10 protein-coding genes are annotated in these 13538 nt (G+C 62.5%); 8 read left to right on the top strand and 2 right to left on the bottom strand.

Features of this window, described 5'->3' with window-relative positions; translation table 11 throughout:
- Positions 1 to 153: 153 nt before the first annotated feature.
- Positions 154 to 1311 carry a cysteine desulfurase family protein gene (locus tag ACLNGM_RS11315; RefSeq protein ID WP_416354994.1) on the bottom strand — a complete coding sequence of 386 codons (1158 nt, stop codon included), beginning with the start codon at positions 1309 to 1311 and terminating at the stop codon, positions 154 to 156.
- A gap of 1 nt (position 1312) precedes the next feature.
- Between ACLNGM_RS11315 and ACLNGM_RS11310 the strand changes: the two genes are divergently transcribed.
- From ACLNGM_RS11310 to ACLNGM_RS11285, 6 genes are all read left to right on the top strand, one after another.
- Positions 1313 to 2410, top strand: coding sequence for a DUF4007 family protein (locus ACLNGM_RS11310; protein WP_416354993.1), 1098 nt, complete (start codon positions 1313 to 1315; stop codon positions 2408 to 2410).
- Between the two features lie 17 nt (positions 2411 to 2427).
- Positions 2428 to 5787, top strand: a complete 3360-nt coding sequence (locus tag ACLNGM_RS11305; protein ID WP_416354992.1) for an ATP-binding protein — start codon at positions 2428 to 2430, stop codon at positions 5785 to 5787.
- Positions 5784 to 6617: a phosphoadenosine phosphosulfate reductase family protein gene (locus tag ACLNGM_RS11300; RefSeq protein WP_416354991.1), complete on the top strand. Its 834-nt coding sequence runs from the start codon at positions 5784 to 5786 to the stop codon at positions 6615 to 6617. Before ACLNGM_RS11305 ends, ACLNGM_RS11300 begins: the two co-directional genes overlap by 4 nt.
- Positions 6618 to 6794: 177 nt before the next feature.
- Positions 6795 to 8483 carry an ATP-binding protein gene (locus tag ACLNGM_RS11295; protein ID WP_416354990.1) on the top strand — a complete coding sequence of 563 codons (1689 nt, stop codon included), beginning with the start codon at positions 6795 to 6797 and terminating at the stop codon, positions 8481 to 8483.
- Between the two features lie 62 nt (positions 8484 to 8545).
- Positions 8546 to 10186, top strand: coding sequence for a DEAD/DEAH box helicase (locus ACLNGM_RS11290; RefSeq protein WP_416354989.1), 1641 nt, complete (start codon positions 8546 to 8548; stop codon positions 10184 to 10186).
- A gap of 134 nt (positions 10187 to 10320) precedes the next feature.
- Positions 10321 to 11196, top strand: a complete 876-nt coding sequence (locus ACLNGM_RS11285) for a hypothetical protein (RefSeq protein WP_416354988.1) — start codon at positions 10321 to 10323, stop codon at positions 11194 to 11196.
- Between the two features lie 199 nt (positions 11197 to 11395).
- Here the strand turns inward: ACLNGM_RS11285 and ACLNGM_RS11280 are convergent, their stop codons facing one another.
- Positions 11396 to 12067 (bottom strand): recombinase family protein, encoded by a 672-nt coding sequence (locus tag ACLNGM_RS11280; protein ID WP_416354987.1) that lies wholly within the window; start codon positions 12065 to 12067, stop codon positions 11396 to 11398.
- Positions 12068 to 12311: 244 nt separating this feature from the next.
- Between ACLNGM_RS11280 and ACLNGM_RS11275 the strand changes: the two genes are divergently transcribed.
- Together ACLNGM_RS11275 and ACLNGM_RS11270 are read left to right on the top strand one after the other, a co-directional pair.
- Positions 12312 to 12896: a hypothetical protein gene (locus tag ACLNGM_RS11275; protein WP_416354986.1), complete on the top strand. Its 585-nt coding sequence runs from the start codon at positions 12312 to 12314 to the stop codon at positions 12894 to 12896.
- Between the two features lie 156 nt (positions 12897 to 13052).
- Positions 13053 to 13523, top strand: a complete 471-nt coding sequence (locus tag ACLNGM_RS11270; RefSeq protein WP_416354985.1) for a hypothetical protein — start codon at positions 13053 to 13055, stop codon at positions 13521 to 13523.
- The last annotated feature ends 15 nt before the right edge of the window (positions 13524 to 13538 follow it).

Raw genomic sequence — 13538 nt, 5'->3', positions numbered from 1 at the left:
CCCGCCGGAGGTCGATCCTGCTGTTGTGCCCAACAGGCTCGCTGTTCCACTTTCGCGCCTGCCGGTTCGCGGATCTGAGTGTCATTAGGGTCTTCAATGAACGAGGACGCAAGGCCGAGCCGGGGGGCGGTCTTGCACTGCCAATGCGTCGCCTCAACGGTAAGTAGGTACTTTTGCCATCTCTCGAATTGCCGACGCGAAAGCCGCTTCCACGAAGGCGACCTCCTCTTCGGTCGTTGCCGGCGAGGTGCTCAGCCGAAGGCAGTTGTTGGCTTCTCCCGCCGTCAGTCCGATCGCGCGGAGGACGTGGCTTGGTTCGGGTAGGCCCGATGTGCAGGCCGATCCCCGAGCAACCGCCACGCCTGGTTGTAGCCTGGCCGCCAGCACGTCGGCGTCAACGCCCGGCAGTCGAATGCTGAGATTGCCGGGGTGGCGGGGCTCCATCGCCCCGTTCACATGGATGTCCGGGACCAGCGCCCGAAGCCTGTCGAGCAGCGAGACCGTCAGGGCGCGCCACGCCGCCACCTGTTCCGTGGACGGCAGCGAGCTGCATGCGGCGCCGAAGCCAATGCATAGGGGAGTCGGCACGGTGCCGGGCCGCAGGCCCAGTTCCTGCCCTCCACCATGGATAATGGGGCGAAGACGGTCGGCTGCAGCCGGGCCGACATAGAGCGCGCCGATCCCCTTCGGTCCTCCCGCCTTGTGGGCGGAGAGGCTGAGCAGGTCGACGCCCATCTCGTCCACTGAGACCGCGTCCCACGAGAGGGCCTGCGCTGCATCGGTGTGGAGAAGGGCACCAGCGCTGCGGCAAAGCTGGCTGATCGCCTTGATCGGCTGGACAGCGCCGATCTCATTGTTCACGAAGCCGATCGAAACTAGGAGGGTGCGCTCGTCGATGGCTTCGTGCAGCGCCAGCATGTCGAGCTGCCCGAGAGGGTCAACTGGAATCGTCACCACCTCGTAGCCCCGTTCCGTCAGAGCCCGCGCGGTTGCCAAGATCGACTTGTGTTCGATCGCAGACATGACCACCCGGCTTCGGTGACGGTCCGTTTCCAAAAGGCCCAGCATCGCGAGATTATTCGCTTCGGTCGCGCCAGAGGTGAAGACGATCTGCGCGCTGTCCGCGCCTATCGCGCACGCGACCTGTTCGCGCGACGCCTCTACGCGCTCTGCCGCCTCCCAGCCGGCGGCGTGGTCGTCCGAGTGGGGATTCGCGTAAGACTCTGAAAACGCTGGTAGCATCTCGTCTAACGCATGGCGGGACATTGGCGTAGAGGCTTGATGGTCCAAATATACGCGCGTGACTTTCATCGTGGCCTTCTCCATTCTTCGCGAGCGCCACTGGTGGATTCGCCCAGCGCAGCGATTGACCAATCCCGGTACGTTCCGTATTGCTTACTGGGGAATTCGTCCAGTGAAAGGTCGGTCATTGAGAAGCCTGCTTGATCGCGCCGACGTGAAGCTGCAGTTTGCGGGCCACGAGACATTTCCGTGCCGTTATGGTTGGCTCAAGAAGTCTTATGATGCGATCCGTCGCGCGGGTAGTATCGGTGATGAAGAGACGCGCCGGGTGTTCGTTCCTGACGTAGCGATATCAGATTTTGGCGTCGGTAAGAACATGGTCGCGTCCATGCGACACTGGGCGTTGGCATGCGGCGTGATCGAGGTGCTCTCCTCGACTAAAGGTAAGCTTCCTGGACTTGCCCCAACGGCGCTTGGGGACCTGCTCTTCGGTGGCGGCGACCCCTATCTCGAGAAGCCCGCGTCGCTCTGGGCAATTCACTGGCGGCTCGCGTCGACGCCAGGGCGGGCCTCAACCTGGTACTTCGCCTTCAATGAGTTCAACGAGGCGATCTTCAATCGGGAGACGCTGGCGACGCGCTTTATGGCGCGCATTGATGACCTGCGTGAATCCGGCCGCTTGAACGGCAGCCGCATCACCCGCTCGACGATCGATCGCGACGTTGAGTGTCTGATGAGGACCTATGTTCCGCGTTCCGGGGGCAAGGCCGGCGCGGAGGACGGATTGGAGTGCCCCCTCGCGGAGTTGGGCCTCATTGCGAACCTGGCGGGTGCCGGTGCATCTCAGTTTCGACGTGGGCCGAAGCCGACATTGCCGGACGAGGTGTTCGCGATGGCTCTGATAGAGTTCTGGCAGACGCATTTCGAAACCCGCGGCGCGCTGTCGGTGGAGGCTGTAACCCACGAGCCAGGGTCGCCCGGACGAGTCTTCCTGCTCGATGAGGAGTCGGTCGCGGAGCGGCTCGAGCGGCTCGCGGACGTGACGGCTGGTGCGATCTCGTGGGACGAAAGTACGGGTCTCAGGCAAGTCTCGATGCGCTCGCAGCTGAGCACGCTTGCGCCGTTGGAGCCGCTGCGGCAGCTGTATTCGATAAGGGCCGCGGCATGACGACGAGCTTGGGCGCAATGAGCGAGGCCGTCACGGTGCTGCGTCGATTCCGACGTTCGGTACGCGTCGACACCGACATAGGGGTGGAAGGCTCGGAAGGGTTTATTTGCACCTCAACCGCCGAGCAGGCGATTCAGACAACCATCGACCATGTCTCGGAGCTTGGCCACGGCGCATTCACGTGGACCGGCCCATACGGCTGCGGTAAGTCAAGCCTCGCGGTGGTCCTTGCGGCGACGCTCGGACCGGCCGGGAAGGTGCGCGACCGGGCGCTGGCCACTCTGCCCGCCGCGCTGCGCGACGGGATTGTGGCTAAGATGCGCTGGCGGCGGCCCGGATGGACGATCGTCCCCGCCGTCGGCAGGCGCGCAGACGCCCGTGAGGTCATCGCGGCCGCACTCGATGCGCAGGGTCTTGCTGGTAGTGGCGACGTTATACCTCGGCTTCTCCATGCGGCGACCACTGGTGGGCCTGGGCTCCTCCTTATCATCGATGAGATGGGGAAGCTGCTTGAGCATGCGGCCGCAGGTCTCGCCGACGCCTATTTTTTCCAGGAGCTAGCCGAGGCCGCCACGAGGTCGGAGGGGCGCCTCGTCATCATCGGCGTCCTGCATCAAGCGTTCGACGACTATGCGTATCGTCTTGCGCGCGAGACGCGGGACGATTGGTTGAAGATTCAGGGTCGCTATGTCGATGTTCCCCTGAATCCGGCGGGGGAGGAGCAGCTCGAGCTGCTTTCCCGCGCGCTCAACGCGCCCGACCGTCCGGCGGCGCTCGAACCTGCGGTAGCCGTGGCGAACGCGCTGCGTAGCAACAGCGCGCCGCGGGACCGCATCGCCGAGACCTTGACGGCCTGCTGGCCACTCAATCCCGTGGTGGCCTGCTTGCTCGGGCCGCTCTCGAGGCGTCGCTTCGGACAGAACCAGCGCAGCCTCTTCGGTTTCCTTGGATCGGCCGAGCCGTATGGCTTCCAGGACTTCCTGAGGTCGAACGGACTGAGGTCGGGGCAGCTCTACGATGCCGGCTGGCTATGGAGCTATCTCAGGGCGAACCTCGAACCATCAATCCTCGCCTCCCCAGATGGGCACCGGTGGTCGCTGGCGATCGACGCCGTAGAGCGCTGCGAGGGCCGGGGCGCCGACGACGTCCAGCTGCGGGTAGCAAAGACCATCGCGCTCGTTGACATGTTCCGCGAGCGGTCAGGGCTCGTGGCGGATGGCGTCATCGTCGCAGCGGCCATGCCGGACATCGATCCGGTGGCGGTGGCGGACGCGATTGAGACGCTCAAGTCCTGGTCGGTAGTCATCTACCGTCGGCATTTGGGCGCGTTCTCGCTCTACGCTGGCTCTGACTTCGATATTGATGCGGCGATCGAGTCTGTCCGGGCACAGATGATTGGCTGCGACTACGCACGGTTACGCGGAACCGGCGTCTTCAGTCCAATTCTGGCTAAGCGCCACTACCACCACTCGGGTGCGATGCGCTGGTTCGATGTTGATATAGCCCCTCTAGATGATGCTCAGGAGCGGATCGATCGCTTCAAGGGCGACACGGGCGCCGTCGGCCTGTTCCTGCTCCTCGTCAACGAGGGAGGAGCGAACGCCGCAGCCGTGCGCCGACGTCTTGCCCGGATCGAAGAGTCGGTCGGCGACCGGCCGATCGCGTTCGGCGTCGCAACCGATAGCTACATGCTCCGTGAGCTGAGCCTCGAGCTCATCGCGTTGGAGCGGGTGCAGAGTTCGAGGCCCGAGCTCAAGGGTGACCCAGTGGCACGTCGCGAGGTTGGCAGCAGGCTCGCACGCTTGGCGGCGGAGCTCGAGGACCGGCTGCGCAACAGCCTGGCTAGCACCACCTGGCGGACTCCGTTCGTTAACGATGAGGATGCCGTTGCGGCAACTGCCGAGGGAGCGGCGAGGCTAAGCGTCCTAGCGTCGCTGATGGCAACGTCACTGTTCCCTCGCGCACCGCGTATCCTCAACGAGCTCGTGAACCGGTCCAAGCCATCCTCCAACGCAATGGCGGCGGTCCGGGCACTGATGGTCGCGATGGTCCTGCGCGGCTCCGAGCCGCGTCTGGGAATCACCGACTTCCCGGCTGAGGGGGGACTTTATACCTCGCTCCTCGAGCGAACTGGCCTGCACGTGGACCGCGGCGACGGCATTTACGGGTTCTTGCTGCCAAGCGTCGATGACGATGAGACCTATCGCTTGCATCCGTTGTGGGAAGTAGCGACTCACTTGATCGACGAGGCGGGGCCGGAGGGCTGCACCCTCGCCGACCTCTTCGGACAGTGGCGCGCACGTCCTTATGGCCTGAAGGACGGCCTCCATCCCATCCTCGGTTTAGCGTTCCTGCTCTCGCAGGAGAACGAAATCTCGGTCTATCTCGATGGTGTGTTCTGCTCGTCGCTCGGCGACCTCCTGGTCGACCGGATGCTCCAGGATCCTGCCGCGCTGCGCGTTCGGCGGAGCGTCGTTTCCGATGCCCATGCCCGAATACTTCGCGGCGTCGCCGATTTGACCGCTGAACTGTCCGGCCTCGAGCCGGAGACCGGTATCGAGCCGCTTGCAGTGGGGCGCCGCCTTGTGGCGCTGGTGACCGGAGCGCCGGGCTGGGTTCGGCGGACGAAGCGGCTCGGCCCGATCGCCTCCAAGGTTCGCGACATCGCGGCATCGGCCCACGATCCGAACAAGTTCATGCTGGACGACCTGCCGACTCTGTTCGGTCAAGAGGCCGACGCCGATCGGTATGTCGAGAGCGTCGTGGCCGAGCTGAAGGCGGGTCTGCTTGAGCTTTCGCTTGCCTATGACGCGATGTTCACGTCGTTGCTGGACATGCTAATCGACGAACTTCGGGCCGGTCGGCCGGACACGGACTGGAGCCGCCTCCAGTCTCGCGCCCGGACTGTGATCGGGCTCACTGGGAATTATCGTCTTGACGCGTTCGCGACGCGCCTTTCCACGTTCGACGGCTCGATCGAGATGCTTGAGGGCCTGGCGAGTCTGGCGGCAAACAAGCCCCCGCGCGACTGGGTTGACCGCGATGTCGACGCCGCCCGTGTGGAGCTCGCTGCGCTCTCGCAGGAGTTCCTCAGGGCGGAAGGCTTCGCGCATATAAAAGGTCGTGAGGACGGTCGGGTCCGTATGGCGCTCTTCATTTCCGATCCGGGACGCCCCGCGCTGGTCACGCCGGAGTTCTCCGTCGATGACCTCGACAGGCAGCGCGCGAGGCAGCTCGCGGCGAAGCTGCACAAGCTGATCGGTGACGAAGTAACGCGCGACGTCGCGCTGGCAGCGGTTGCCGAGCTCGGCGCGATCCTCAACGACGAGCAGACAGTTAGGGAGGGCCCCGTTCGGACGGCGGCGAACGCACGATGACCATCGAACGCCACGTTCTTGGCCTTTCGGGCGGGCGGGATTCTGCCGCGCTCGCCGTTTACATGGCGCAGGCCCATCCCGAGATCGACGTTGAGTATTTCTTTACCGACACCGGCAAGGAGCTACCGGAGGTCTACGAGTATCTCGGGCGCCTAGAGGGCTTCCTCGGAAGGCCCATCCAGCGTCTGAACCCAGACCGCGACTTCGACTTCTGGCTCCGGCAGTACAACTCGTTCTTGCCCAGCCCGAAGATGCGGTGGTGCACGAGACAGCTCAAGATCAGGCCGTTCGAACAGTGGCTGTGGCCGGCGCTAGACGCTGGCGAGAAGGTTATTAGCTACGTCGCGATCCGCTCCGATGAGGGTTATCGCGAGGGCTACACCTCCACGCATCCGAACCTGTCGGTGCGGCTGCCGTTCCGCGAACGGGGCATCGACAAGCCGGGAGTAATCGACCTGCTCAACGCAAGTGGTCTGGGTCTGCCAGACTATTACGGTTGGCGTTCACGCTCCGGTTGCACGTTCTGCTTCTTTCAGCAGAAGATCGAATGGGTTCGCCTAATGGAGCGCCACCCCGAAAGCTTCGAGGAGGCTAAGGCATACGAGAAGAACGCCGTCGAGCATGGTTCGCCATTCACCTGGAGCCAAGGCGAATCCCTCGACGAGCTCGCTAGGCCTGAGCGGGTGCAGCAAATTCGCGCCGATCATCAGCGCCGCGTTGCAAGACTGGCCGCTAAGCGGGTCGCCAACCCGCTACGTGACGGTGACGACCTGCTCGACCTCGACGAGCTTTACGGAACGGCGAAAGTGTGCCTGGCCTGCCACAAGTGAGGGCCTGCACGCGTGCTTAGATGCGATGTTAGCGTTCCCGGCGCTTCGGTGCCGAACATCAAGTTGTCGTGATCTCTACGCGCGCGATCCCGATATAACCTTCTGACTCGTCCCACATTCGCGTTATACGTGTCACATGTCCATGGGCGTTCGCCCGTGCCGAGAGGGGGGGTGAGAGTGGCCGTTAGCCTTGTCGAGAGTGGTGCTGCGCTGCAGTCGATGCGTAATTCTGACTTCGATGCCTACAGCGCCTATGGTGAGGTAATCGACAACGCCGTGCAGGCCGAGGCGAAGAACATCAGGGTCCAGGTAACATACGATCCAGCCAGGCCGCAGAGCCGCCGCGAGCCAATCCGGAAGATTTGCTTCGGGGACGACGGCGTCGGTATGTCGGCCGAGATCCTCGAACGCTGCTTGCAGCTCGGCTACAGCAGCCGATACAACGACCGGACCGGCATCGGACGGTTCGGCGTTGGTGCAATCCTCGGAGCGATCAACCAATGCCAGAAGGTCGAGGTCTACTCAAAAGAGGCCGGCGGCGAGTGGCTCTACACCTACGTCGATCTCGAGCAGGTCTTTTCTGACCCTCCAACCATGGAAAGCATTCCAGTTCCCGTTTCGAAGGCGATCCCAGAAGATCTGAAGGATCTTGTCGGGACGGATCGTGGGACGCTCGTGATTTGGAGCAAGTACGACCGCCAACCCGACGACGGTTCGCGCATCGTCGAGGAACTGAAGGTCTGGGTTGGTCGCACCTATCGGCACTTCATCTGGAAGAACGTCAAGTTTTTTGTGAACGGCGCGCAGGTCGCCGCCATCGATCCTCTCTACGTAAAAACTGAGCTTACGAAGTTTTCCGCGGACCCCAAAGGTACTGAGTTCAAGGAGATGACGCTAGACTGGCCGATCGCGCGCGAGGACCAAGTGTCAGGAGGTCCGACAACGTCCACGATCCGGATTAGGATGAGCCTACTGCCCGCGGAGCTCAGACCCGCCCAGGGTGCAGGCAACTCCAAGGCCGCGCAGGAACGTTACATCGACCGCAACAACGGCGTATCGATCTTGAGGAACGGCCGCGAGGTCCTCTACGACGTAATTCCCTACTGGAATGGCGCACGCTTCGAGGAAATCGACCGCTGGTGGGGCTGCGAGATTTCGTTCGACGCAATCCTCGATAAGGCGTTCATGGTCAAGAACATCAAGCGCGGTGCGCTGCCGATGAAGGATCTTAAGGACGCGCTGCGGGACAAGATCGAGCCGACGCGGAAGACTGCGTTGGAGCGAGTCCGCGAACTTTGGAAGCAGGCGAAAGGCGAGGAGCACGTCCAAACGAACACCGAGACCGTGATCACTGGCCATGAGGCTGCTGAGAAAGTCGCGAAGGACACGCCAACGCCGAAGAACGAGACCTCGAAGGGTAAGAACACCGACGAGGAGATCGACAAGTTCACGAAGGAATGGCTCGCCGATGCGGACGAGGCCAGCCGGAAGAAATGGGAATCGAAGTTCGCCGGACAGCCGTTCACCATCCTCGACGCGAATTGGCGTGGACCCGAGTTCATGGAGGTTGCCCATCTTGGTGGCTCCGATGTGCTCAAGTATAACATGCGGCATTCGTTCTTCGCTGAGCTCGAGGCCATCCGCGTGTCGATACAGGGTGAGCAGGGCGACGATAACAACGCGACTCGCCTGCGCCTCCTGATCGACCTGCTGTTGATTTCGTTCGCTAAAGCGCAGGCGATGTTCGATCCCAAGCTCACGATGACGGCGGAGCAACTGCTTGAGCAGCTCCGCATGAACTGGGGCAACTACCTTTCCAACTACATCTCTACGTCGAAGAAGTCCGAGGACGGCACGTCCGCGTGAGCTGGAAAGCTTCTACAAGATCGTCGCACCGGGCCCTGTCCGGCGGCTAAGCAAGGTAAGGTATGGCAAGCGTTTGGTCGGCACTCGGGATCGCGAGGCTACAGCAGTTGATTGGCGAGGACGTGCTCGAGCGGTTGGAGATGCTCCTGCCGGCGCTGCGTCCCGATGAACTCGATCCGGACCAGATCTACTCCCGCGCAGGCTTGACCCAGATCTTCGAGGCCTTCGCTGGAGCTGCGATGATGGAGAAGTCTGCTTTTCGGAAGGAGCTGTTCAATTCGCTCGATGAGCAGACGGTGAATGCGCTGCTGGCGAAGGTCGGCGGTATCGGCGCCTCCTCGACCTTCGCAAACAAGGTTGACCACCTCGCGCGTAAGTCGTGGCGCAGCCGGCCCTTCGCGGAAGCCGTCGCGGAGGTCCTCGACCTGCCCGATGAGATCCTCCCTGCATCGGTCGACGTGGTGCCGGCCGAGCAGCTGCTTCCCGCTGCGGAGCGGCCCTACAAGGTTCTCAAGGACTATCAGACCCCGGTCTACCACGAAGCGATCCGGCGCCTTGCGGTGGAGCGTCAACGCTTCATCGTGCAGATGCCGACCGGGTCAGGCAAGACCCGCACCGCCACCGAGATCATCACGACCTTTCTGAACGAGAGCCCGCCTGGAACCATCGTTTTCTGGCTGGCCCATGCCGAGGAGCTCTGCGAGCAAGCTTATGAGGCGTTCCGCGACGTCTGGCCACACGTCGCACGCCGTTCGGCCCGCCTGGTTCGGTGCTGGGGCAAGGGTGCTAAGCTTCCGACGCCCGATGAGGACAGCGCGTTCGTCATCGGCAGCTTCCAGACTCTATATGCAGCTCTTGTCAAGCAGGCTGCGGGTTTCGCTAGGCTTCGTGAGCGCATAACGCTCGTCGTCATCGACGAGGCGCATAAGGTCCTCGCACCGACCTACCAGCAGGTCACCGAGGCGCTGCTGGGCGAGACAACTAAGGTCGTGGGCTTAACCGCCACACCAGGACGGGGCGCCGACGACGAGGAGCAGAATGCCGCGCTAGCCAACTTTTTCTTCGGGGAGATAGTCAACATCGCGTCGGGGGACGCTTCCGTCATCGACTACCTCCGGGCGAGGAGGGTGCTTTCAGAGACCACCTACGTTCCGCTCATGACCGCACAGTCCTACGCGCTGAGCGCGAAGGAGAAGATCCATCTAGAGCGCTTTTTCGACCTCCCGGCCGGTGTCCTGAAGCGGATCGGCGACGACGACGTGCGCAACGTGGAGATTGTCAAGCGGCTGGAAGCTGAGGCAGCTGCCGGGCGGCAGATCATCTTCTTCGGCTGTAGCGTGGAGCATTCCAAGTTCATCTGCGCGCTGCTCACGTTCCTAGGAATTCGCGCGGCTCATGTAGACGGCTCAACCCCAAAATCGCAGCGTGCCGCGTTTATCGACGAATTCAAAAACTCGCGCATCCAAATCATCTGCAATTACGGCATCCTGTCCACGGGGTTCGATGCGCCGAAGACGGACGTGGTCTTCATCAGCCGCCCGACGGGGTCGATCGTGCTCTACAGCCAGATGATCGGGCGCGGCCTTCGCGGTCCTGCGATTGGCGGCACGGAGCGCTGCACAGTCATTGACGTCAAGGACAACATTGTCGGGTTCTCTGATGAGCACGCCGTCTTCGAGCACTTCGCCGGCTACTACGGATGACACCGGAGGAAGGTAGACCTCTGCTTCCAGTTCAGGGGCTGCGGACTGCCCTGCTAGGCGCAGAGGCGCTGCGGAACCACCTCGGCGACCTACTCGCCCGACCGCCGACCCGTCTGCAGATTGTATCCGCCTATGTGACGCGCATCGGCGTTGAGTGGCTAAGCCAGGCGACGCGTGGCGCGGCGATCGACTGCGACATCGTCGCCCGCTGGTCATCGGGCGATCTGCTTTCGGGAGCCTCGGACATCGAAGGCTGCCGCCTGGCGATGGCGCGGGGGTGGCGCTTCCACGTGCTTCCGGGTCTGCACGCCAAGGTGACCCTAGTCGACGAGACCGACCTCATCGTCGGTAGTGCGAACCTGACCGGAGCCGGCATGAGCCTGCTCCCAGCCTCCAACCGCGAATTCGGACTGGCCGTGAAGGCTTCGCCCGAGGACGTTCTCGCCTGCCGCGGTCTGCTCAACGACGCGGTTCTGGTGACTCAGGCTCTCTTGGATGAAATCGCCACCTGGGTGGCCGACAACAGGAAGAGGGGAATGCAGAAGGGGCCTGCGTTCCCAGATTCGATCAGTGCGCAGCTGGCAACGGTGCCGACGAGGCTCTTCACCGCTGAGCTGCCGTGGCTCGCGGCACCTGAGTTGATAGCCCAGCTCACCGCGCCGGATCAGTGGGTCTCGGGCAGTTTGCAGCACGACGTTGGCCTTCTCGGTTTAGAGCCTGGCTATGCAACGAGGGAGGACGCGGTTGCGACGATCGTCTCCCACCTCGTGTCGAGCAGGTTTTGGAGATGGCTGATTAATGCAGTCCGCTGCCAGCCCAATCGCGAGATCTGGTACGGAGCCATCACCTCGCTGCTGCACGGCGCGCTGTGTGACGATCCGCGCCCCTACCGCCAGGACGTAAAGGCGCTCGTCAGCAACCTCTATTCTTATGCCGAAATGTTTGGCTGCGGTCTCAGGGTTGATCGGCCGAATTACTCTCAGCGTCTAACGGCCGTAGGCGGCATGTAATTCGAAAGCCGGGCCCTAGCGCCAGCAGCGCGGCCGAAGCGACCCCGAGAAGGCACTTGGTTTTCAGATTCAGCCCTGACATTGGCGCGGCACGGAGAATCTACTCCGGTTATGTTCGAGCGGGCTCTGACTGACCTCGGCCCCAGCTACTCAATCACAATGACTAGCAACGTTGACCTCGGACGCACGATCGTCAGGGTCACGCAGCTCGATCGAGAACCCGCTTCACCGTCATAGCAGTCCAGTCACCGCCCCGAGCTGTGCGGACACCCCGGGTGTTCAAAGCTTCAGCGATGGCGCGCAGCGAGCTGCAGCCGGCCACCTGGAGCTGACGAACGATCGGAAGCACGTTCCCGGCGAACACGTCCGCTGATGCCGCGTTCGACGCCGCACCAGCCTTCTGAGCGAGATCAAGGTTTGTCCGGTTCCCGAGCTGCGCGCCGGCAGCCTTCTTCGCCTGCAGAGCCGCCTTGGTGCGCGCCGAGATCATGGCACGCTCTTTCTCGGCCAGGGCGCTGTAGAGGTGCAGAAGGAAGGGGTCCACGTCCGCGCCAAGCTCAGCCACAATGAAGGGCACACGCTGTGCCATCAGGCCAGAAACGAACGCGACGTCACGAGACAGGCGATCGAGCTTGGCGACGATGACCGGGGCCTTGAGCTTGCGAGCGCTCGCCAGTGCCGACTTAAGACGCGGCCGGCGATCGAGCGCGTCCGCTCCCTTTCCGGTCTCGACCTCTTCGAACCACCCCACAACGTCGAAGCCCTCGGCTTCGGCAAAGCGAACGATCGCAGCGCGCTGCGCATCGAGACCAAGACCAGAGCGACCCTGCGTCTCGGTGCTCACCCGGACATATCCGATCGCCGTCTTCATCGCTTTCGCCCTCGTGCGCCACGCTCGTCACATCCTTATACGGACGTATAGAGTTGATACAAGACGGACTCTGTCACTCAGTGAAATTAATTTCAGATCGGCTCGCCTTTCGCCGAAACGATGTGTGGAAACTGCATATAACGATTGATCGCCCGCACTCTTGCCAGCGTGACGTCGATTTCGACCCATGCACACGCATTTGTGGGGTACACTGACACCACAATAGCCATGCGCAGAACGGACCATGCCCAACAAACGCCAAACACGCCGCTACCGGAAGCTCACGCCCGCGGAATGGCTTGAGATCGACGACGCGTGGGCATCCGGCAGCGCGACGTTGGTCGAGTTGTCCGAGACCTACGACGTCGCCATCCGCACGCTACAGAACCACTTCGCAGCCCGAGGCATTATGAAGGGCGCGCCTGCGGGCGGGTTCGATCTCGATGTGCCGACGCTCGATCACTTGCCGGCGCAAGCCGCGCCGGCTTCCGGGGAGGACATTGCGACCGTTGCGGCTGAGGTGCGCACACGAACGGCTGCGAATGCTCAGGAGCTTGGTCAGCGCCTCATGAGCGCCGTGCGCGGCCTCGCCACAGACACGACCGTCAGACCGGCGGCGATGATCCGCTCGCTCGTCGCAGCAGCGTCGGCGTTGGAGCGCCTTCACATCATCGAGGACAAGGCCCTTGGCCTGAGTGCCGCCGATCATCTGACACGCGAGCTGCCGACGCTGACATTGGTGGACATCACGGCAGACGAGATCACCGCGATCCAGAACGGCTCGGTTTTCGAAGAGGAAGGCGAGCTGGTCGAGCTGTCGGCCGCATGAGCCGACGCAAGACCCGAAGTCCTAGAAATCCACGCATATGCCGTAGGGGATGATGAGTGCGCGCACGGTCAATTTTCGAGCGTGCATTTTTTCCTACCAGTCAAACGTCACACTTTGTTATCCTATTGCTCAAGTCAGTATTGAAGGAAAACAGAAGTGAAGACCACAATCCGCGTTCATCCGATCCGGGCAAAACAACTCACGGATTTTGCAGCCAGCGTCTCGGACTCTGTTCCAAGAGTGATTGACTGGTTCGTCTCTCGTCTCATGGAGACGGGCGCTCTTCCCGATCAGATCGAGGAATTCACTGTTCACCGCGTAGACGATGCAGTGAGGATCACGCTCGGTGGATACGCTCTCCCGCAACTCACCGTCGATGAAGCCGATCGCTTGGGCCTTGCCTTGGTGCAGTTCGTCATGTCTCCGGGTCGGATCATGCGCCACACCCTGCCGGCCGGCCACTCATTCGTCGCGCAGCGCGCGGGACAGGGCATCCGGCTCTCGGTTCACGCCAACCAGACCGTTCCCGCCAGCATCACGGCCACGATGCCGATCCTAGTGGACGTCCTCCGGAACTTTGAGAAGCTGAGCCAAGGATCGGACGCCGAGGTTTCGGCTCCAGCATAGGCGGATCACAAACGA

The organism is Aureimonas phyllosphaerae (genome assembly GCF_047943035.1).
In the GTDB taxonomy this organism is placed as follows: Bacteria; Pseudomonadota; Alphaproteobacteria; order Rhizobiales; family Rhizobiaceae; genus Aureimonas; species Aureimonas phyllosphaerae.
Note: the sequence above shows the minus strand (reverse complement) of the source record. Positions and strands in the feature narration are given on the sequence as shown.